Source organism: Pseudonocardia sp. DxW (assembly GCF_058448985.1).
On record NZ_JBZFLK010000010.1, the window covers coordinates 218,820 to 239,721 of the forward strand.

Here is a 20,902-nt window from a genome sequence, read left to right on the forward strand (position 1 = left end):
CCCCTCGAGCACCATCTGGTACTGCTGCTGGCCTTCGTCCGCGCGCATCTGCGGGTCGCGGTGACGAGGCCGGCCGGACGGGTGCTGAGCAACCATCAGGACATCGCCGTCAGTGAGACCTACAGCGATTCCATCCGTGAGGCGCGCCGCCGTCACGAGCGGCGACTCGAGTCGATCATCGCGGATGGCGGCGCGGAACAGGTCCACCGCACTCCCGACCCGCACACCACCGCCCGGTTCGTCCTCGGTGCCCTCAACGGTGTCCCGCGGTGGGCCGGTTCACCGGCAACCGCGGCGCTGACCGACTCGATCGCGGAGCAACTCGTCGATCACCTGATCAACGGCATCGGAACCGGGCCGGGCACGGGCGGCGCCTGACCGCCGCCGCGTCGGTCCACGAGGTGTGGGCTCGACCGGGTGGCGCCCGCGGTGTCACCGCCGTCAGCGAGCTGTCCGAGCACTGACCGGCCACCTGTCGCCGTGGCGAGCACCCTTCACCCGCGGGCCGCGGGTATCCTCATGATGATTACGCGCAAACATCAGGTCCGGTGACCGGGAGGTCGGCATGCCCGAAGCAGTGATCGTCGAGGCCGTCCGCACGCCCATCGGCAAGCGCGGCGGCTCGCTCGCGGGGGTGCACCCCGTCGACCTCGCGGCCAAGGTGCTCGAGGCTCTCGCGGCGCGGACCGGCCTCGACCCCGCGCTCGTCGACGACGTCGTGTGGGGTTGCGTCAACCAGGTGGGCGACCAGTCCGCCAACCCCGCCCGGTCGGCTGTGCTGGCGGCCGGCTGGCCCGAGACGGTTCCGGGGACGACGGTCAACCGGGCCTGCGGCTCGAGCCAGCAGGCACTCGACTTCGCGGCCGGCATGGTGATGGCGGGCCAGTACGACCTCGTGGTGGCGGGCGGTGTGGAGTCGATGAGCCGGGTTCCGCTCGGTGCCGGGCGGGACGTCGGCCTGCCCTACGGCCCTCGCCTGCTGCACCGCTACGAGACCGAGCTCGGGGGCGGGACCTTCCACCAGGGCCGCGGCGCCGAGCTGATCGCCGCGAAGTGGGGCCTCACCCGCTCGGTGCTCGACGAGTTCTCCGCGCTCAGCCACGCCCGGGCCGCCGCCGCCATCGACTCCGGCGCGTTCGACGACCAGCTCGTCACGATCCCGGAGGCCCCCGGGCACACCGCCGACGAGGGGCTGCGCCGCGGCACGACCGCGGAGAAGCTGGCGGCGCTCAAGCCGTCCTTCGACGCCGACGGCGTGATCCACGCCGGCAACGCCTCGCAGATCTCCGACGGCGCCGCCGCCTTGCTCGTCACCACCCCGACCCGGGCGGGCGAGCTGGGGCTCACCCCGATCGCCCGCTACCACAGCGGGGCCGTCGGTGGAGCGGACCCCGTCATGATGCTCACCGGGCCCGTCCCCGCCACCGCGAAGGTGCTCGGCCGGGCCGGGCTGTCGATCGACGACATCGGCGCCTTCGAGGTCAACGAGGCCTTCGCCCCGATCCCACTGGCCTGGCTGGCCGAGACCGGTGCCGATCCCGAGCGGGTCAACCCGCTGGGCGGGGCGATCGCCGTCGGGCACCCGCTCGGGGCGTCCGGCGCCATCCTGATGACCCGCCTGGTCCACCACATGCGGGATCGCGGCATCCGCTACGGGCTGCAGACCATGTGCGAGGGCGGCGGGATGGCCAACGCCACGGTCGTCGAACTGCTCAGCTGACGGCCGCTGCGGGTTCGGACCCGGATCGAGGTCCGGACCCTGTTCCCGCCTACCGGTCAGCCGCCATGATCCCGAAGGACTCGGACTCCAGGCTGGTGATGTTGTCCGCCAGCACGCGGGACCTACACCACCGGTTGTCCTGTTCTACGCCTTGACGCCCGGTCCGGACGGTCCGCACCGCTCAGGCGTTGAAACCTCCACCGCAGATGACGACCTGGCCGCTCACGTAGTCGGACTCGGGGATACAGAGCAGGTAGACGGCGCCCGCGGCGTCGGCCGGTGTTCCCGCCCGGCCCAGCGGGATGCCGCGTTCCATCGCGTCGAGCAGCTCCGGGTTCACCCCGACCGCCAGCTGGCGACCCGCGATGTCGATCTTCCCGTCGCCCCCGGCGGGCACCTCGGTGAGCCGGGTGCGGATCAGGCCGAAGGCCACCGCGTTGACCGTCACGTTGTAGCGGCCCCACTCCTTGGACAGCGCCTTGGTCAGCCCGATCACCCCGGCCTTGCCCGCGGAGTAGTTGGCCTGACCGGCGTTGCCGCCGGTGCCCGCGATCGACGAGATGTTGACGACCTTGCGGCACGGCACCTCGGTACCGGCCGCCCTGGCCTGCTTGACCGCGGCGCTGATCACCGGCTGGGCGGCCCGCAGGATCCGGAACGGCGCCTTGAGGTGCACGTCGAGGATGGCGTCCCACTGGTCGTCGCTCATCTTCTGCACGACCGAGTCCCATGTGTAGCCGGCGTTGTTGACGATGATGTCGACCCCGCCGAACTCGTCGACCGCGGTGGTGACGAACCGCTCCGCGAAGCCGTCCTCGGTGACGCTCCCGGCACAGGCGACCGCGGTGCCACCGGCCGCCTCGATCGCCGCCACGGCCTCCTTCGCCGGGTCGGCGTCCAGGTCGTTCACCACGACCCTGGCGCCCTGCCCGGCCAGCTTCTCCGCGATGGCCCGCCCGATCCCGCGCCCGGACCCGGACACCAGGGCCACCTTGCCGTCCAACGTACCCATGTGTCTCCACCTCTCGATCGGGGCGCGGCGGCGCCGGGCCCGGTCTGCGTCGGTAGTGCGGTCAGCTTCCCGTCAGCAACGCGTCGGGCACGTCGACCAGGCGGGACCGCAGGTACTCCCCCAGTCCCTTCGCCTGCGCGTCGGGACGGGTCGAGGAGGCGACGCCCTCGCCGAGCAGCCCGTGCACGACCACGTTGAGCGCCCGGATGCTCGGCAGCTCGAACCGCTCGATCCGGAGGTCGGCGGCCTCCGGGCCGAGCAGCCCGCGCAGCCGGTCGACGGTCAGGTGCTCCCGCGCCCAGGCGTACCCGGCGTCGTCGCGCGCCCACAGGCCGATGTTCGCGTTGCCGCCCTTGTCACCGGACCGGGCACCGAGCACCGCGCCCAGCGGCGCGCGGCGGGTGGGCCCGACCGGCGCCGGGGCCTGCGCGGCGGGAGCGGCCGCGGCGGCCGGCACCGGTGCGGTGGGCGGACCCGGTGCGGTGGGCGGATCGGGAATCACGCGCCGCTCGCCGTCGGGCAGGACGAGTACGTGGTTCACCGACGAACGGGGGACGGCCGCGGGCCGGTAGACCCCGTAGGCCGACTCCGACGTCGGTGGGGTGGTCGTGTGGAAGCCCGCGTAGCCGGCCAGCGCGACCTCCATGATCCCGCTGGAGAACGCCCGTCCGACCTTGCGCGGATCGGGGTCCTTCACGGTGACCCGCAGGTGCGCGGTGGCCTGCTCGTTGGTGGGCGCGTCGGGACTGTCGAAGCGCAGCAGCCGCACGTCGACGTCGGCGAACCGGTCGCGTCCGCCCAGCACGTCGAACAGCTGCTGCTCGGCGAACTCCGCCTTGGCCTCGACGTCGAGCCCGGTGAGCACCATCGTCATCGTGTTGCGGAACCCGCCGACGTCGTTGAGCGCCACCTTCAGCGTCTCCGGCGGCGGGCTCCCGGTTGCCCCGGTGATCTCCACCCGGTGCTCGGCCTGCTGGCGCAGCGTGATCGTGTCGAAGTGGGTCACCACGTCCGGGCCCAGGTAGGCCGGTTCGGCGATCTCGTAGAGCAGCTGCGCGGTGACGGTGCCCACCGACACCAGCCCACCGGTGCCCTCGTGCTTGGTGATCACCGAGGAGCCGTCGGCGGCCACCTCGGCGATCGGGAAGCCCGGGTAGCGGCGGTCGGTCACCTCGTCGAGGAACGCGTAGTTGCCACCGGTCGCCTGTGGGCCGCACTCGATGACGTGGCCGGCCGCGACGGCGCCGGCGAGGGGGTCCCAGTCGCTGCGCTCCCACCCGTGCCACCAGGCCGCCGGCCCGACGACGAGGGAGGCGTCGGTGACCCGCCCGGTGACGACGACGTCCGCCCCGGCGCCGAGGGCCTCGGCGATGCCCCAGCCACCCAGGTAGGCGTTGGCCGAGACGGGCTTGGCCTCACCGACCGGCGGGGTGATCGCGGCGAAATCGCCACGCAGGTCGTCGCCCTCGACGTGGGCGACCCGGACCGGCACGCCGAGCCGCTGCGCCAGCTCGCGCAGGGCGGCGGCCAGCCCGGCCGGGTTGAGCCCACCGGCGTTGGCGACGACCTTGATGCCGCGGTCGGCACAGGTGCCCAGCACCTGCTCCATCTGGGTGAGGAAGGTGCGGGCGTAGCCGCCCGCCGGGTCCTTCGCCTGGGCCTTGGCCAGGATCAGCATCGTCAGCTCGGCGAGGTAGTCCCCGCAGAGCACGTCGATGGGCCCACCCTCGACCATCTCCCGCGCCGCGGAGATCCGGTCCCCGTAGAAGCCCGAGCAGTTGCCGATGCGGATCGGGGCCCTCATGCCGCACCTCCCGTGAACTGGCCCGGCGTGCGGCCTCCGCCGGGTGGCCCGGCGAACGCCTGCGCGATCGAGAGCCACTCGTCGGCCAGGGGGCCCTCGGCGAGCAGCACGGTGTCGTCGCGGTGGCGACGCTGGGTGACCAGCAGGCAGAAGTCGAGCGCGGGACCGCTGACCCGGTCGGGTGCCTCCTCGGCGCCCCACGTCCACCGGCTCCCGTCGGGTGCGGTGAGCTCCACCCGGACCGGCTCGGTGGGCACCTCGCGGCCGTTGGCCAGGTAGCTGAACGCCCGCGCTCCGACCCCGATGTGGGCGACGTGGCGCAGCCGGGACGACGGCGGGCGGGTGCGGCCCAGGCCGTCGGCCACGTCCTGGCCGTGCGCCCAGGTCTCCATGATCCGCGCCGTCAACGACGACGCCGCACTCATCGGCGGGCCGAACCACGGCACCCGCACCGACGGCTCGATCCGGGCGAACGCGATGACCAGCGCGGCACGCGCACCGTCGAACCAGGCCAGCAGCTCCGCGCCCGGCATCGCCCGGTACCGCGCGGCGATGGTGTCCGGTGAGATCGTCCCGTCGGCCAGCTTCGGCACCACCTCGGCGGTGAAGCCCTCCGGGTCGGTGGCCGAGCGGACGGCGGCGTCGTCGAAGAACGCCAGGTGGCTGATCTGGTCCCGGACGGCCCAGCCCGCGGCGGGCGTCGGGGCGTCCCAGCCCTCGGGACCCTCCGGCAGCCCGGTGAGCAGCTCTCGCAGATCGGCGGTCTCCGCCTCGATGTCGGCGATGACGGACTCCATGGACACGGCCACGGCTACAGCCCCTTCCAGACCGGTGTGCGCTTCTCGCGGAACGCGGCCGGGCCCTCCTGGGCGTCGGCGCTGTGGTAGACCGGCTCCCAGATGTCCTCGGCCAGCTCGTAGGCCCGGGCCAGCGGGTACTCGGCCGAGAGGTACGCGGTGCGTTTGGCCGCGAGCACCGACAGCGGGGCGTTCGAGGCGATCCGCACGGCGAGTTCCTGCGTCCGGGCCCGCAGCTCGGCCGCGGGGACCACCTCGTTGACCATGCCGACCTCGCGGGCGCGCTCCGCGGAGATCGGGTCGCCGGTCAGCAGGATCTGCAGCGCCAGCCGTGGCGGCAGCAGCCACGACAGCGGCGCCGCCCAGGGGGATCCACGGCCCACCTTGACCTCGCTGACGGCGAACGTGGCGTGCTCGGCGGCCACGACGAGGTCGCACTGCTGGGCGAGCAGGAACCCACCGGCGAACGCGACGCCGTTCACCGCGGCGATCGTCGGCTTGACGACGTCGATGTTGCGGCCGAACTGCGGGGCGAAGTCGGGCGGCGGGACGGTGAGCGCGGTCTCGGACATCTCCTTGAGGTCGCCCCCGGCGCAGAACGCCCGGTCGCCCGCCCCGGTGAGCACCATGACCTTGGCCGAGTCGTCGCCGTTGAACCGGTGGGTCGCGGCGAACAGGCCCTCCCGGGCCGCCGCGTTGAGCGCGTTGCGGGCCTCCGGACGGTTGATGGTCACCCAGGCCACCCCGTCGTCGACCTCGTACGTGATCGTTTCCTCGCTCACCGGTTCCCGTCCTGTCGTGCCGAGGCCCCACGCGAAGTGAGGACTTGTTCACTCGCGACCGTACCGTCTCGCCTGTCATGATGACCAGATGGCGAGTGGTACACCAGCCGACGGCGTGCGGCGACGCGACCCGGACCGGCGCCGCCGCATCCTCGCCGCCGCCGCCGACCTGGTGTCCCGCCGCGGCTTCCACGCCGTGGCGATGGACGAGATCGGCGCCGAGGCGGGCATCGTCGGCTCGGGCGTCTACCGGCACTTCGCCAGCAAGAACGACCTCCTCGTCGCCCTGCTCGACCAGGCGATGCAGCGGCTGCAGAACCGGGCCACCACGATCGTCGCCCAGACCGACGACGACCACGTCGCGCTGTCTCTGCTGGTACGCGACCACATCCGGGTCGCCCTGCACGACCGCGACATCCTCGCGGTCTACCACCGCGAGGCGCACAGCCTGCCCGACGCCGACCGCAGACGGCTGCGCCGCGAGCAGCGCCACTACATCGAGGAGTGGGTCGGCGTGCTCGGGCCGCTGCGACCCGACCTCGGCGACGGCGAGCTGCGGCTGCTCGTGCACGCCGCCATCGGCGCGGTGCAGGCGACGCTGTTCTACCGCAGCGGGCTGACCGAGCAGCGGCTCGCCGAGCTGCTCGACGTGACCGCCCACGCCTGCCTGGGCGTGCCCCCGAGCTCGGCGCCGGATGTGAACCTGATCTGACTAGGGCCTGTTCCTACCACACAACCCGGCCGCGCTCCGCCATCGACGTCAGCAGGCTCTTCCGGCCCGGCGGCACACCGGTCCCCGCAGCGGACCCCGCACTCCGACCACGCATCGACCGCAGCGCGCCCGATCCTCCCTGTCCGGCAACCCGGTGATACCGCCACGGTCATCCCGGGCGCGATAGCGCCCGGCCGGCGGCGGAGCGCAGGTCGGCAGACGCGTGGGAGCCGCGACCGACGACTCTGGTGTCGTCGTCACCAAGGAGCCCGCGCATGGCATGGCGGTCGCCGCCGGAGCGCTCTCGCCTCACCGCGGTGCTCGACCCGCAACCGGGGGAGGCGGATGAGCCGGATCACATGGCGTTACCGTTCACCACTGTCACAGTTGACGATGTAGAGATCTCCGCCGGAGGTCCGCGCTCCGCCGGGAGGCAGCGATGACCCAGCATGTCGGCACACACCGCGCGCCGCCCTCCCCGGGCGGGCACGTCCGCGGGCGGCGTTTCGCGATGGTGTTCCTGCCTTCGATGCTGGCCCTGGGGCTGCTGACTGCCGGGGTTGCCACCGGCGCGGTGCCCGTCGCGCTCGCGATGGAGGGGCGGCAGACCCTGAAGTTCACCGCCGCGCGGTTCGACGCCGAGGCGCGCGGCGCACTGCCCTCGTTCGTGCAGAACAGAGACGGCTCGCGGCAGCCCGTCGTCGTCCTGCAGCTGTCCGACATCACGATCGCCGGTGCGTGCGTGTCGACCGCGGTCGACACGCCGCTCGGCTCCTACGTGCTACGCGCGGTCACCGACGACTCGGCGCCGATCGTGGTCGGCGATGCCCAGATCGCCATCGAGAGCCTCGACGGCGTGGGCGCAGCGGGACAGCAGATCCTCCTCAACCGCAGCGAGACGGCGCCGGACGGTACGCCGGTCGACACGTCCACCGGTGGGGTGCCGGTCACCGCGGGCGGTCTCGCGCTGGACATCAGCGCGACGGCCCGGTGGGCGACGGTCAACCAGCTCACCCTCTCGGGGTTGCGCCTACAGGTGGGTCAGGACCAGCCGGAATGCCTCTGATGCCCCGATCAGCTGCAGCGCGACGTCGGCACGACCGGGGCGCTGGAGCGAGCCGGTGGCGCCGGTGGTACCGCTCGCAACCGCTGGCGGCGGTGATCCTGACCGCCGCGGCCGGCCTGGTGATCCTCTTCCTACCGGGCGGGCGGCTGACGGTGCTGCTGCTGCCCGGGCTCGCCGGGACCTCCGGGTTCCTCTTCGGCTGCGCCCTCTGCGCGCTCGCCGCATTCCTCTGGTTCGCACCGGGCCACCGCGAGTTCACCGGCGTGGCGGTGATCCTCGTGTCGTTGACCTCGCTGGTGACCACCAACATCGGCGGCTTCCTGGTGGGGACGCTGCTCGGTGTCCTCGGGGGATCCCTCGGCTTCGCGTGGCACGGCACCGACGACCGGCCACCCTCGGAAGCCGAACCGGCCACCCGACGGGGCACCGGATGAACGGCCGCGAGTACCGCATCGACGAGCTGGCGCGCACCGCAGGGACGACCGTGCGCAACATCCGCGCGTACCAGGACCGTGGCCTGCTCCCGCCTCCGCGCCGGGCCGGCCGGGTCGGCCTCTACGACGAGGCCCACCTGGCCCGGCTGCGACTCGTCGGCCGCCTGCTCGAGCGGGGCTACACCGTGCAGAACATCGGTGAGCTCATCACGGCCTGGGAGCAGGGGCGGGACCTCACCGCGGTGCTCGGCCTCGAGCAGGTCGTCACGGGCTTCTGGAGCGACGAGATCCCGACCATGGCCACCCCGGCGGATCTGAGCCCGTTCGCCGGTCCCGACGGCCTCGACACCGCCATCACCCGGCTCCACGACATCGGCGTGATCGAACGACAGGATGCGGACCGGTACAGGGTGCCGAGCCCGCGATTGCTCAACGCCCTGCGCGAGCTGGTCTCGTCGGGCCTCCCGGTCGACGCGGTGCTCGCCGTCGCCGAACAGCTCAGATCGTCGATGAACGGGCTGGCCGCGCGGTTCATCGGCGGGCTCGCCGATGCCGTGCTGGCCGGACACGAGCCCGGGTGGATCCCCAGCGGGAGTGAGATGACCCAGCTCACCGCCGCCATCGGCCGAGCGAGACCGGCCATCGCCGCAGCGGTCGACGCCGCGTTCGGCCAGGCGCTGGAGCGGCACAGCGGCGGCGCGATCGGCGACTACATCAGCGGGATCACGCCGCACGGCGGGAACATCCACGACGTCGTCTGACTCACCTACTCAACACCCCGGCGAGGGTCTGGCGCCTTCCGCCGGGGGTGTGACCGCGGTGGGCCGGTTGATGTCGCTGCTCGTCGTGTAGGTCCCGGCAGGAGCTGCTCGACGACGAGCTGGCCGGGCACAGCTGCGCCGACCGGCGGGCCGAGGCTGATGGGGGACGGTGACCGAGCAGTATGCGATAGGCCATGGGCATGGTTCTTCTCCCGGGCATCAGGTGACCTGGCCGTTCTCCGCCTCGCCCAGGAGGCCCGGATCACCGAGCTCGAGGCTCGTGCTGACCGCCCGGTCGTGGCGCACGTCGACGGTGCTTGCTGCGGGAAGGCCGTTGCTGGCGGTGACGGTATAGGTGCCCTCGGGCAGCCCGGTCAGCCGAAACGATCCGTCGGCGGCGGTGCGGCCGGTCGCCACCACCGTGCCGTCGGCATCGCGGACGGTGGCCACGGCGCCGCCGATCGGCATGCCCTGCCGCGAGCGGACCGTGCCGGTCACCTCGCCGGCCGGGGCGAGGTCGATGTCCTGGTGGACGGTGCCGGTCTGCGGCACCTGGATCAGCATCGAGGCCGAGGGCCCGGACGTGGGTGCGGCGAGGAGCCGGTGCTCCCCGGCGGGGATGTGGGTGAGCAGGTAGCGCCCGTCGGTGTCGGCCCGCCCGCCGGCGACGCGCTGCCCGGCGAGGTCGACGACGGTGACGAGCGCGGGCACCCCCGTTCCGCTGGCGGTCCGGATCCGGCCGGTCACGCAGGCCGGGCCGTCGACGGCCAGGTCGTGTCGGACCGCGGCCTCGGTGACCTCGACCCACTCGGTCGCGGGCTCACGACCGCCGGACTGCCCGACGAGCAGGTACTCCCCTGCCCCGGGCAGGTCGGCGCGGTAGTCGCCCCGACCGTCCGAGTAGGTGGCGGCGACCTGGCTGCCCGTGTTGTCGAACACGGCGACCGCGGCGGCGGCCAGCGGGTTCCCCTCGCGATCGGTGAGCCGTCCGTAGAGCGCCGGGCCGGCCGGGGTCTTCTGGAAGGTGTGCGGCTCGGGAGTCACGGCGAACCCGTCGGCGACGACGGCGGTGTTCACGGGCATCGAGGCGCCCTCGGTCGCGCCGGCTCCGGCGCCCGGCGCCACCACGGCGAGAGGTTTCCGCCGCGCCGGTGCCTGCGAGTCGCCGGCCGGTCCGCGGCTCGCGGATCGCTCGTCCGCGGTGTCGTCCGCCGACGACCGACCGTCCCCACGGCGCTCGACGAGCAGATAGAGCACCGGCACCAGGACGAGGGTGAGCAGCGTGGAGGTGACCAGGCCGCCGATCACGACCACCGCGAGCGGCTGGGCGATGAACCCGCCACCGCCGCCGGTGAAACCCAACGCCAGTGGCAGCAGGGCGAACACCGTGGCGACGGCCGTCATCAGGATCGGGCGCAGCCGCTGCGCCGAGCCCTCGACCAGGGCTTCGCGGACGGTGTGCCCGTCGCGCCGGTACTGGTTGACCAGATCGATCAGGACGATCGCGTTGGTGACCACGATCCCGACGAGCAGCAGCATGCCGATCAGCGCGGGCACACCCAGCGGTATGCCGGTGATCAGCAGCAGACCGAGCGCTCCGGTCGCCGCGAACGGGATCGAGACGAGCAGCAGCAGCGGCTGCAGCAGGCTGCGGAACGTCACGACCATGACGAGGTAGACCACGGCGATGGCGGCCAGCAGCGCGAGTCCGAGCTGGGTGAACGCCTCCTCCTGATCGGCGCTGATCCCGCCGATCTCCGCCGTGACCCCGTCCGGAAGGTCGAGTTCGTCGAGCTCGGCCCGCAGGTCGGAGGTGACGGTGCCGAGGTCCTCGGCATCGGGGCGGGCGGTGATCTGTGCGCTGCGCTCGCCGTCGGTCCGCACGATTGTCGGCACGGTGGTGGTCTCGGTGATCGTGGCGATGTCGGCGAGGGTCACCGCACCCAGCGGCAGCGCCCGCAGCGCGGCCAGGTCGGCCGGAGCGTCACCGGTGCGCAGCACGACGTCCTGCTCGACCCCGTCGATCGTCACCGTGCCGACGGTGGAACCACGCAGCGCCGTGGCCACGGCCTGGCCCACCGCCGCCTCGGTGAGCCCCTGTTCGGCGGCGAGCCTCCGGTCCACGGCCACGTCCACCGTGGTCTGTTCGGCGGCGAGGTTGTTGCGCACGTCGGTCGCGCCCGGGATGGCCTCGACGGCCCCCTGGACCGTGGCGGCGGCCTCGGCCAGGACCTCGGAGTCCTGGGCGCGGACGTCGACGGCGAGCTCGTCGGCGCCGAATCCGCCCTGCCCGGCGGTGACCGTCAGCGTGCCTGCGTCGTTCAGGCCGTCGAACGTCTCGCGCAGGTCGGCGGCCACCGCCTCGACGTCCGCGTCCTCGGCGAGGGTCACCGCGAACCGGGTCGCCGTGCTCCCGAGGTCGCCGGGTGGGCCGAGCAGCACGGCGCCACCGGCCGGGGAGCCGACCGTGACCTGGTAGGTCTCGACCTCGTCGGTGCCGGCGAGGACCTCCTCCACCTGCCGTGCGGCGGCGTCGGCCTGGGGCAGCCCGGTGCCGGGATCGAGCTCCTGGGTCACGGTGAGGGTGTCGCCGCCCGTGCTGCCCAGGAAGTTGGTCTCCAGCAGCGGCACCAGTGCGACGGTTCCACCCAGGACCGCCACGGCGAGCGCGAGCGAGAGTACCGGGCGGGCGAGCGCCCCGTTGAGCACCGGAAGGTAGCCACGCTGCAACGCGGTGGGCTCCTCGGTGACGCGGCTCTCCGCGTGGGCCGGTGCGGACGGGCTGCGCAGGAACACCGACGCCAGCACCGGCACCACCGTCAGCGAGACGAGGAGCGAGGCGAGCAGCGCGGCGGTGACGGTCACCGCGAACGGTCGGAACAGCTCGCCGACCTGACCGCCGACGAAGGCGATCGGGAGGAACACCGCGACGGTGGTGATCGTCGAGGCGGTGATCGCGCCGGCCACCTCGCGGATCGCGGTGAGGATCGCCGCGCGCCGCGGACCGCCGTAGCCGATGTGCCGCTTGATGTTCTCGATGACGACGATCGAGTCGTCGACGACGCGCCCGACGGCGACGGTGAGCGCGCCGAGGGTGAGGATGTTGAGCGTGTTGCCGCCCAGGTAGAGCACGACCAGCGCCAGCAGCACCGACAGCGGGATCGACACCGCGGTCACGACGGTGGCCCGCACCGAGAGCAGGAAGCCCAGGATCACCAGCACGGCGAACAGCAGGCCCAACAGGCCCTCGGTGGTGAGGTCCTCGACCGACTGCTCGATGAACGGCGCCTGGTCGAACACCACCGTGACCTCGGCGTCCTGCGCAGCTCCACCGAGCAGGTCGGTGACCTCCCCGAGCGCTTCGGTGACATCCTCGGACACCGCGATCGTGTTGGCATCGGGCAGTTTCGTGATGCCGATCCCGATGCTCGCCGCACCGTTGGTGCGGGTGTACCCGGTGGCCGGCGCGGGCTCGGCGGTGATGACGGCGATGTCGCCCAGGCGCACCGGGTCAGCACCCGGTGCCGCCGGGACGACGAAGAGCTCGCTCAGCTGCTCGACCGCCGTGATCGGGGTGCCGACCTCGACCGCCACCGGTTGGGTGTCGGGGGTCAGCTCGCCGGCGGGCACCCGCACACCGTTGGCCTGTAGCACCTGGGAGATCGACGCGGGCGACACGCCGCGATCGGCCGCGGCCGCGGCGTCGAGGTCGATCGTGACACGTGGGTCCGCGATGCCCGACAACGTCACCTGCCCGACACCGTCGAGCGCGCCGAGCAACGGTCGCACGTCGTCGCGCAGCACCGCCGCGAGCTGGTCGTCGGCCAGCGTGGACGATGCCGCGAGCTGCAGCACCGGGATCGCGTCCGTGGTGATCGCGCTGACCGTCGGTGTCACGCCCTCGGGGAGCGCGATGCCCACCACCGCGCGCTCCACCGCGGTGGCCGACTCGTCGATGTCGGTGCCGTAGGCGAACTCCAGGGTGATCGCGGAGACGCTGCCGCTGGACGTCGAGGAGGACCCGATCAGGCCGTCGACGCCGTCGACCGCCGTCTCGATCGGGTCGGTGACCTGCCGCTCCACGGACTCGGGTGAGGCACCCGGGTAGGGGGTCACCACGGTGAGCACGGGTAGCTCGAGCGAGGGCAGCAGCTCCTGGCGAAGCGAGGTCGCCGCGAACACGCCGAAGGCGAGGACGAGCATCGTGACCAGTCCGACGATGGCACGGTTGGTTAGGCTGAGACGCGCGAGCCAGGTCATGGGGATCAGTGAATACTACGGCCGGGGCGAAGCTTCATCAGAGGCTGAGATTTCGCTGAGGCACGGAGGGCAGGACATGGACGGCGAACGGTCGGAGCTGCTCGCGTCCATCGATCGGCACGAGGCCGTGCTGCGGCGGGCGATCACCCGGGCCGGGCCGGACCCGCTGTTCGACAGTGGGCTGACCATGCAACAGCTCCGGATCCTCCTGTTGCTCGACACGGACGGTCCTCTCCCGCAGGGCGACCTCGCCCACGCTCTCGGTGTGACCCTGCCCACCGTCACCGGAATCGTGGATCGGCTGGTCGGTCGCGAGCTGGTGCACCGCATCGAGAACGCCGGCGACCGCCGGATCCGGCTCGCGGGCCTCACCCCCGAGGGCCTTGCCCTCGTCGAACAGATCGCCGCGGCCGGCCAGAAGCGGCGCCGGCGGTTGCTCATGCGCATCGATGTCGATGCCCTGCGCGGGCTCGAACGGGGACTGGCCGCGCTGCGCGAGCTCGCCCAGGACGACTCACCGCGGCGACGCAGCCAGCCGTGACCCACGCCCCCCGAGCCGCAGGGCCACGGCGTCGGGGGGCGTCCAGCAGCGTGGCGGATCCACCGGACAGGCAGGCCGTCTGCGTGCGCCGCGTCCTACCTCAGCGGACCATCGTTGATCAGGCCGCCGAGCGGGCCTTCGACGAAGCGGGGATCCACGTCGGGCAGCTCGGTCTCCAGACCGTCGGCGCCCTCCGGCCTCGGCGCGTCGACGGCGTCGACCACCTGGGCCAACAGGTCCTCGACGAGGGTGGTGACGGCGTTGACGCCCTGACCCAGGTCGCCGGGGGTGGAGACGTCGGCCATGGCTACTCCGCCCCCGCCGACGACGGTGGCGGCGACGATCGTGGCGACGACGAACTGCTTGCGTGCCCTCATGCTCGATCTCCTCACATGTTCTCCGCGCCGGCGTAGATCGCCTCGCGGATGCGGTTGTAGGTGCCGCAACGGCAGATGTTGCGGATCTCCTCGATGGCGGCGTCGTCGAGCTTGCGGCCCTCGGCGGCGCACTGGCGGACCTTGGCCACCGCGGCCATGATCTGGCCGGGCTGGCAGTAGCCGCACTGCGCGACGTCGTTGGCGATCCAGGCCTCCTGCATGGGGTGCAGGTCGGAGCCGACGGTGTCGGCGAGGCCCTCGATGGTGGTGATCTCGTCATCGGCGGAGATGCCGGAGACCGGGACCGAGCAGGGGTTGAACGCCTTGCCGTTGATGTGGCTGGTGCAGGCCTTGCACACGTTGATGCCGCAGCCGTACTTCGGCCCGGTGACCCCGAGCAGGTCGCGGATCACCCAGAGCAGGCGGACGTCGTCCTCGACCTCCACCGTGACGGACTCACCGTTGAGGGTGAAGGTGTGGGTGGGCATGTCTGGCGCTCCTAGAAGGTGAACTGCAGGCCGTTGGTGGGTGACTGCGGGACCGGCGGCACGACCGGCTTGGGCTCGTACGGGAACGGGTCCTTGTGGTTGATCGGGAAGAACTCCGGCATGATGCCGGTGGCGCGCCGGTAGGCGTTGGCGACCGCCGCCCCGGTGGAGGCCACGCCGGCCTCGCCGATTCCGCCGGGCTCGGGGAACCCGGAGTCGACGATGTGGATGTCCATCTCGATCGGGGTGTTCCACTGCCGGGTGTAGAAGTAGTTGTCCCAGCTGGCCTCGACGAAGTAGCCGTCGGTGAGATGCAGGCTGGAGGTCAGCACGTTGGCGATCGCGTCGTTGATGCCACCCATCATCTGGGCCTCGACGCCGCGCGGGTTGATGACCAGGCCGGGGTCGATCGCGAAGGTCACCTTCGTGACACGGGGACCGGTGACGCCCTCGCGGATCGGCCGGTTCACCGTCTCCGGGCGGCAGTCGATCTCCACCAGGCAGGCCGACACGCCCTTGTACTCGAAGTGGAAGCCGAGCCCCTGGGCGGTGCCCTCGGGCATCGAGCGGCCCCAGTCGCCCTCCTCGGCGACCTTGTCGAGCACGCCGCGGGCCCGGTCGGACTTGAGGAACTCCCGGCGGAACTCGTAGGGGTCCTTGCCCATCTTCTCGGCGATCCGGTCGACCATCAGCTCGCGGGCGGCCGTGACGTCGGGGGAGTAGATGTTGCGGGTGGACTGCGTGTTGAACCGCAGGTCGACCTCGTTGAGCAACCGGGTGCTCACCCCGAAGTTGTAGTGCGTCACCTGCGTCAGCTCGAAGATGGACTGGGACAGCGTGTAGTTCGCGGCCGGCAGCTTGAACACCGCCGCCGTCAGCGGCTCGCCCAGACCCGGGTTGGTCTCGGTCGCCACGCTGGCGTGACGCTGCTCGAAGCTGACCACCGTGTCCCCGGCGATGACGGCGCGCACGCGCGATGTGCACAGCGGGTGCACGCGACCGACGCGCGCGTCGTCGGCGCGGTGCCACATCAGCTTGACGGGCTTGCCCATCTTCTGCGAGATCTCGGCGGCCTCGAGCGCAGCGTCGAAGAACAGCTTGCGGCCGAACGAGCCGCCGCCCTCGATGACATGGAAGGTGACCGCGCTCGTCGGGAGGCCGATCACCTTGGCGATCTCGGCCTGCGCGGCGATCGGGTTCTTCGCCGGGCCCCAGATCTCGGCGCGGTCGGAGCGCACGTCGGCGATGGCGGAGTTGGTCTCCAAAGAGGCGCCGCTGCGGAAGTAGAACGTGTGCTCGCTCTCCAGGCTCTCGCCCACCACCCCGGCCGGGACGACCAGCGGCAGCTCGGCCGCCTTGATCTCGGCGAGCACCGAGTCGTCGTTCGCGCCCTCGGCGGTGCCGGCGGCCCAGCGGGCCCGCAGCACCTGGATGGCGTCGATGCACTGGCCGAAGGTCAGCGCACGGACCGCGATGCCGGTGCCGACCACCTCGACGTCGGTGACGCCGGGCATGCGCCGGACCTCGTCGATGTTGTCCACGGACTCGACCGTGCCGTTGAGCGTGGGTGCCCGGCAGACCATGGTGGGCAGCGCGTCGGGGATGTCCAGGTCGGTGACGAACTTCTTCGCACCGGTCACCATCGCGAGCTGGTCGGACTTGTTGCGCGGCTTCCCGACGACCGTGAACTCCTCGCGGGGCTTGAGGAGGACCTCCACCTGTTCGGTCACGTCGGCGCTCGCGACCTCGGCCAGGTCACCGATCGGGATCACCGCCCCGACGGTGCTGGTGATCAGGCCCGCCCGGCTGGTCAGCAGGCCGACCTCCTGCTCCAGCTGGGCCGCCGCCGCGTCGAGCAGCCGCTTGTTGGCGATCGCGGCCGCCACGCGGATCGGGGTGTAGGTGGTGAACGTGGTGCTCGACCCGGCGGTGATCTGGTTGAACAGCAGCTCCGGGCGGGCATCGGCCAGGGTGACGATCACCTGGTCGGGATCGAGTCCCATCTCCTCGGCGATGATCATCTGGGTGGACGTGATGATGCCCTGCCCGTTGTCCGAGCGGGGGAGCTCGAAAGAGACCGTGCTGTCGCGGTTGACCGTGATGCGGATCAGATTCGCCGTCGCGCGGGACGTCTCGCGCAGGAGATCGAGCAGGTCGTAGGCCTCCGGGACCTGCGGGGGCGACACGAGCGGGCTCGCGACGGCGGTCGGGCCCAGCCCGAGCGACTGGCGCCCCATCTCCGCGGCCACCACCAGCGTCGGGGCAGCGATGACGAAGCCGAGGAACTTCCGTCGGCTGACGTCGACACGCGGGCGATCAGGTCGCGGTGTAGCGGCAGTGCGGTGGTGGGCCATCCGGGAGGTCCTCTTCCTGGCAGACGACGGGCTGGAGCCGGCGCGGTGGGAGCCGGGCGATGGGCGGTGAGAGCGAGCGGGCAGTGTCCTGGTCCTGGGCACGGGGCGACCCGGGGCACAAGCACTTTCCACGGCACTAACGATTCACCGGACCGGAAGGTTCGACCCGCTGTCGACACGGCGCCGTTGCCCCACGAGCCGCAGCTCTCCGTCGCCGAGCGTCTGCACGAGGACCCGGGTCTTCCACGCTGAGGCGCTGGGCCTGCCGGTACCGCGAACCGGCGGTTCCGCTCACGACCGCCACAGTCCCGTCGCCCACCTGTGGTCGTAACGGCAGCCTGGTGCGCCCGTCACCTGGACCGACGGGGGATCCGCGCAGAGACACCCCTGCCGCCTGGTCCTGGACGCGATCTTCTACCTGGTGGTCGGCGGGATCGCCTGGGCGGCGCTCCCGCACGACTTCCCGCCCGCCAAGACCATCTACGGCCTCTACCTCCTCTGGGTCGAGACCGGGGCCTGGCTCCCCATCCACGACGCCTTGCGCGACCTGGTCGTCGCCGACACGAGGGTCGCGACCCCGCCCCGGCCGCTGCAATCATCGCCTCCCAGAGCCTTCTCGGCGCCGACATGTCACCGCGCCTCGCCCGCACCCGCGACTGGTGACCGAGTTCCGAGCCGCACTCCTGGCGATGGACGCGGTCGGCACCGGCCCGGGTGTGGCTGTCGACGAGACCGCCCGCGGTGACGGCATCGGGTTCGCGCCGTCCTCCCGGGGCGCGTGGCGTGCCCTGGACGAGGGAATCGGCGCCAGGGCTGGCCCCGGGGGGGCTGGTCAGGGCGCCAGCCGCTGTGCCAGCGCAGCCAGCCTGTCGACGCCCTCGCACTCCAGGGCGGGCAGCGCGGCGGCCTCGCGGCGCACCGCCGCGAGGCGGTCGGAGGCCGGGGCCCCGCCCACGGCAGCCGAAGCGGTTCGCGACCACGTGTCGGCGAGCCGCCGGTACACCGCGGCCGCCGCGAACACGGCCGGATCGTGGACCCAGCCGCCGAGATCGGTCAGGAACTCCGCCTGCAGCCGCCGGAACAGCCCGCCGCCGGTTCCCGCCTTCTCCACGAACACCTGCAGGCTGAACAGCGCACGATCCAGCGCGTCCCCCGGGAACTGCTCGGCCCAGAGGTCGAGGTCGGCCACGAACGCAGCGACCCCGGCGGTCCCGGCGACCGCCGTCGCACCCATCGCCGGGACCGGGTCGGACATCCCGTGCACCGCCTCGGCACACGCCCTCGCCGCCGCCGCCCGCAGGTCGGGCAGTGCGTCGGGGAAGCCGAGCCGGAAGCAGGTGTGCCGGGTGGGCACCGGGAAGCCGACGGCCGAGCGGGCCCGCGCCAGGTCGTCGCGGCCGATCGTCTGCGGCTCGGCCCGGTCGTTATCCACCACGACAACCGTGCCCGCGTCGTCGTCGTAGCCGATGACGACGATGTCGTGGCGACTCATCCGCATCTTCACCCGCAGGTAGGGCAGCTCGGCCATCTCGGCCCAGCACAGGACCGGGCGGCCCGCATCGAGCTCGTCGCGCACCCACTCCCAGCCCAGCACCGGATCGTCGGTCGAGCGCAGCTCCTGGGCGATGCCGAGGTTCGCGCTGAACTGCTCGGTCAGCGAGGCGCCCCGCCCGACGAGGTAGATCGGGGTCCCGAGGCCGGGACCACGCAGGTAGCTGAAGCTCAGGCTGCCGCCCAGCCCGAACACCGCGCCCTCGCCCATCGGCGCGTCGCCATAGCTCAGGCCGGCCCATTCGAGCAGGTCACGCAGCGAGCCGGACCCGCAGTGCCCGCCGATCCGGTGCGGGTACCCGGCGACCATCGAGCCACCCATCAGGCACCCCGGGCGATCGTGCCGGGCACCGACGGGCGGGTCGGTCCGGTGTCCGCCGTCGCCGTGTCGGGTCGTGCGACACGGAACCTGCTGACCACGTCGGCCCCGTCGGCCGAGCCGAACCGCTCGAAGTGCGCGAGGTCCACCGTGACGAACACGGCGTGCGCGGAGAAACGCACCGCACCGTCGGCGGCGCGCCCCTCGGCCGCCATCGTCAACCGGCGACCCTCCTGGCTGACCAGCCGACCCACCAGCCGGTGCGGCTCCCCCACCGGCACCGGTGCCAGGTACTCCACCTGGAGGCTGCGGGTCACGGCCGGCTGCCGCAGCACGTAGAGCAGGAACGCCACCAGGTCGTCGCAGGCCGACGCCAGCACCCCGCCGTGCACGACACCGTGGGCGCCGGCGTGCTTCGGCGCGAAGGACACGTCGGCCAGCACCTCGTCGCCGACGCGGTAGACCTGCAGCGCGACCCCGGCCGGGTTGTCCGGGCCGCAGCCGAAGCACCGGTCCCCGTGCGGGTCGAGCAGGACCGCGTCCGCTGGCCGCGGAGGAAGCTCCGTCATCGGTGGACCCTTCGTTGCGGTGTGTCCGTCTTCTTGACAGCGGCGGGCCGTCTGTCAGGCTGCCATCATGGCACAGCGGCAGCACCGGTTCCCGGGTGTCACGCGCCACCTGCTGCGCGAGGCCGTGATCGACGCCACAGCCGAGGTCGCCGACCGATCCGGCTGGGAGTCGCTGCGGATGGGCGACGTGGCGGTCGCGGTGGGCATCAGCCGGCAGACCCTCTACGCGGAGTTCGGCTCGAAGCCCGCATTGGTCCGCGCGGTCGTGCTCCGCCGGACCGACCTGCTCCTCGGCGCGCTGTCCGACGTCCTCGCGGACGCGGGCGGCGACGAGCAGGAGGCGGTCCGCACCTGCTGCCGGTTCGTGCTGAACGCCGCCCGGGACGACCCCATGGTCACCTGCCTGCTCACCGGAGCGGAGAGCGGCCTGCTCGACCTGGTCACCACCGACTCGGCCCCGATCATCGACCGGGCCACCGCGGCCCTCACCGGCCACGTCCTGCGACGCCGTCCCTCCGCGGACCCGCGCCGGGTGGCGGTGGCCGCCGACGCACTGGCCCGGCTGCTGGTCAGCCACGTGGTGCTGCCCGACCGCGACGTGGACACCGTGGCCGGTGAGATCGCCGAACTGGTCGGGCCCTACCTCCGAGAGGTCCTCTCGACCGGGTGACCCGCATGCTCCTGTCTCCCGGGCCGTGCGGTGTCGACCCGATGACGGGAGACGCGCCGCGCCGGGACCGACGGGCCGGTCGGCCGACATCGCCGACCCGCCCGCGGGCTGTGCCCCGGCTGCTACCGGCTCAGCACGTCGGCGATGCGCCACCGCCCGTCCACCAGCTCGGCGGTGACGACCAGCCGGGCGCCACTGGCGGCTCCCTCGGGCAGCTCGAGGTTGCGGATCGTCTGGTCCACGAACACCAGCACCTCCGCGCGACTCCCCCGCAGGCTCTGCACGGCCGACTCCCGCACCGTGGCGGTGACCGTCGCCTGCTGGGCCGGAGCCAGCTCCCGCACGGTGGTGAACTCCTCACGGAACCGGTCGGCGAAGGCGCCGACGACGGCGTCCTGCGCGGCGCGCTCGTCGGCGTCGAGCGAGTCGAACGCGTAGCCGTAGGTCCGCTCGACGGCCGCGTTGACGTCGCCGAGCAGCCGGGCGGTGCTCTCCTGGTCGACCAGCGCGGTGTTCGCGGCCGGGCCGCGCAGCTCGTCCGCCTGGGCCGCCATCGCCACCGCAGCACCGAGGCCGAGCAGGCCGACCACGGTCGCGACGACGGTGGTGCGCACCGGCCTCGCCATCAGGCCCCGCCACACGTGGACCGCCTGCGCGCGCGCCCGCTCGCCGCGCACCGCCGTGC

General features: G+C 72.5%; 19 protein-coding genes and 1 pseudogene. 9 read left to right on the forward strand and 11 right to left on the reverse strand.

Features of this window, described 5'->3' with window-relative positions; genetic code table 11:
- Positions 1-27 precede the first annotated feature (27 nt).
- Complete coding sequence (locus ACVJO7_RS17815; protein WP_491673839.1) at positions 28-378, forward strand: TetR-type transcription factor C-terminal domain-containing protein; 351 nt, start codon at positions 28-30, stop codon at positions 376-378.
- Positions 379-565: 187 nt separating this feature from the next.
- Entirely contained in the window at positions 566-1,720 is a 1,155-nt protein-coding gene (locus ACVJO7_RS17820; protein WP_491673802.1) for a thiolase family protein, read from the forward strand.
- A 181-nt stretch (positions 1,721-1,901) separates the two neighbouring features.
- Here ACVJO7_RS17820 and ACVJO7_RS17825 read toward each other — a convergent pair whose 3' ends face one another.
- From ACVJO7_RS17825 to ACVJO7_RS17840, 4 genes are all read right to left on the reverse strand, one after another.
- Entirely contained in the window at positions 1,902-2,732 is an 831-nt protein-coding gene (locus ACVJO7_RS17825; protein ID WP_491673803.1) for an SDR family NAD(P)-dependent oxidoreductase, read from the reverse strand.
- 61 nt (positions 2,733-2,793) lie between these two features.
- Positions 2,794-4,536 carry an acyclic terpene utilization AtuA family protein gene (locus ACVJO7_RS17830; protein WP_491673804.1) on the reverse strand — a complete coding sequence of 581 codons (1,743 nt, stop codon included), beginning with the start codon at positions 4,534-4,536 and terminating at the stop codon, positions 2,794-2,796.
- The gene (locus tag ACVJO7_RS17835) at positions 4,533-5,345 is read right to left on the reverse strand and encodes a TIGR03084 family metal-binding protein (RefSeq protein WP_491673805.1); all 813 of its coding nucleotides are present in this window, start codon (positions 5,343-5,345) and stop codon (positions 4,533-4,535) included. Before ACVJO7_RS17835 ends, ACVJO7_RS17830 begins: the two co-directional genes overlap by 4 nt.
- Before the next feature lie 2 nt (positions 5,346-5,347).
- Positions 5,348-6,115 (reverse strand): enoyl-CoA hydratase/isomerase family protein, encoded by a 768-nt coding sequence (locus ACVJO7_RS17840; RefSeq protein WP_491673806.1) that lies wholly within the window; start codon positions 6,113-6,115, stop codon positions 5,348-5,350.
- Between the two features lie 88 nt (positions 6,116-6,203).
- On the opposite strand from ACVJO7_RS17840, the gene ACVJO7_RS17845 reads away from it, so the two are divergent.
- From ACVJO7_RS17845 to ACVJO7_RS17860, 4 genes are all read left to right on the forward strand, one after another.
- Complete coding sequence (locus tag ACVJO7_RS17845) at positions 6,204-6,827, forward strand: TetR/AcrR family transcriptional regulator (protein WP_491673807.1); 624 nt, start codon at positions 6,204-6,206, stop codon at positions 6,825-6,827.
- A 439-nt stretch (positions 6,828-7,266) separates the two neighbouring features.
- Positions 7,267-7,893, forward strand: coding sequence for a DUF6230 family protein (locus ACVJO7_RS17850; protein WP_218601264.1), 627 nt, complete (start codon positions 7,267-7,269; stop codon positions 7,891-7,893).
- Positions 7,893-8,327: a DUF6114 domain-containing protein gene (locus tag ACVJO7_RS17855; protein WP_491673808.1), complete on the forward strand. Its 435-nt coding sequence runs from the start codon at positions 7,893-7,895 to the stop codon at positions 8,325-8,327. Before ACVJO7_RS17850 ends, ACVJO7_RS17855 begins: the two co-directional genes overlap by 1 nt.
- Entirely contained in the window at positions 8,324-9,088 is a 765-nt protein-coding gene (locus tag ACVJO7_RS17860) for a MerR family transcriptional regulator (RefSeq protein ID WP_491673809.1), read from the forward strand. Before ACVJO7_RS17855 ends, ACVJO7_RS17860 begins: the two co-directional genes overlap by 4 nt.
- Positions 9,089-9,307: 219 nt before the next feature.
- Here ACVJO7_RS17860 and ACVJO7_RS17865 read toward each other — a convergent pair whose 3' ends face one another.
- Positions 9,308-13,291 (reverse strand): efflux RND transporter permease subunit, encoded by a 3,984-nt coding sequence (locus ACVJO7_RS17865; RefSeq protein ID WP_491673810.1) that lies wholly within the window; start codon positions 13,289-13,291, stop codon positions 9,308-9,310.
- 1 nt (position 13,292) lies between these two features.
- Between ACVJO7_RS17865 and ACVJO7_RS17870 the strand changes: the two genes are divergently transcribed.
- Complete coding sequence (locus tag ACVJO7_RS17870) at positions 13,293-13,889, forward strand: MarR family winged helix-turn-helix transcriptional regulator (RefSeq protein ID WP_491673811.1); 597 nt, start codon at positions 13,293-13,295, stop codon at positions 13,887-13,889.
- A 95-nt stretch (positions 13,890-13,984) separates the two neighbouring features.
- On the opposite strand, the gene ACVJO7_RS17875 is transcribed toward ACVJO7_RS17870, so the two are convergent.
- The 3 genes from ACVJO7_RS17875 to ACVJO7_RS17885 are packed head-to-tail and all read right to left on the reverse strand — an operon-like array spanning position 13,985 to position 17,108.
- A complete protein-coding gene (locus tag ACVJO7_RS17875) occupies positions 13,985-14,266 on the reverse strand; it encodes a hypothetical protein (RefSeq protein ID WP_491673812.1) in 282 nt (93 codons plus the stop codon).
- 11 nt (positions 14,267-14,277) lie between these two features.
- Positions 14,278-14,754, reverse strand: coding sequence for a (2Fe-2S)-binding protein (locus ACVJO7_RS17880; protein WP_491673813.1), 477 nt, complete (start codon positions 14,752-14,754; stop codon positions 14,278-14,280).
- An 11-nt stretch (positions 14,755-14,765) separates the two neighbouring features.
- Entirely contained in the window at positions 14,766-17,108 is a 2,343-nt protein-coding gene (locus tag ACVJO7_RS17885) for a molybdopterin cofactor-binding domain-containing protein (RefSeq protein WP_491673814.1), read from the reverse strand.
- 373 nt (positions 17,109-17,481) lie between these two features.
- Between ACVJO7_RS17885 and ACVJO7_RS17890 the strand changes: the two are divergent.
- A pseudogene (locus tag ACVJO7_RS17890) lies at positions 17,482-17,853 on the forward strand (transposase); the annotation flags it as partial.
- A gap of 87 nt (positions 17,854-17,940) precedes the next feature.
- Here the strand turns inward: ACVJO7_RS17890 and ACVJO7_RS17895 are convergent.
- Together ACVJO7_RS17895 and ACVJO7_RS17900 are read right to left on the reverse strand one after the other, a co-directional pair.
- Positions 17,941-18,981: a BtrH N-terminal domain-containing protein gene (locus ACVJO7_RS17895; RefSeq protein WP_491673815.1), complete on the reverse strand. Its 1,041-nt coding sequence runs from the start codon at positions 18,979-18,981 to the stop codon at positions 17,941-17,943.
- A complete protein-coding gene (locus ACVJO7_RS17900) occupies positions 18,981-19,547 on the reverse strand; it encodes a PaaI family thioesterase (RefSeq protein ID WP_491673816.1) in 567 nt (188 codons plus the stop codon). Before ACVJO7_RS17900 ends, ACVJO7_RS17895 begins: the two co-directional genes overlap by 1 nt.
- 67 nt (positions 19,548-19,614) lie before the next feature.
- On the opposite strand from ACVJO7_RS17900, the gene ACVJO7_RS17905 reads away from it, so the two are divergent.
- Complete coding sequence (locus ACVJO7_RS17905) at positions 19,615-20,217, forward strand: TetR/AcrR family transcriptional regulator (RefSeq protein ID WP_491673817.1); 603 nt, start codon at positions 19,615-19,617, stop codon at positions 20,215-20,217.
- Positions 20,218-20,339: 122 nt separating this feature from the next.
- On the opposite strand, the gene ACVJO7_RS17910 is transcribed toward ACVJO7_RS17905, so the two are convergent.
- Positions 20,340-20,894 (reverse strand): hypothetical protein, encoded by a 555-nt coding sequence (locus ACVJO7_RS17910; RefSeq protein WP_379672580.1) that lies wholly within the window; start codon positions 20,892-20,894, stop codon positions 20,340-20,342.
- Positions 20,895-20,902: the final 8 nt, after the last annotated feature.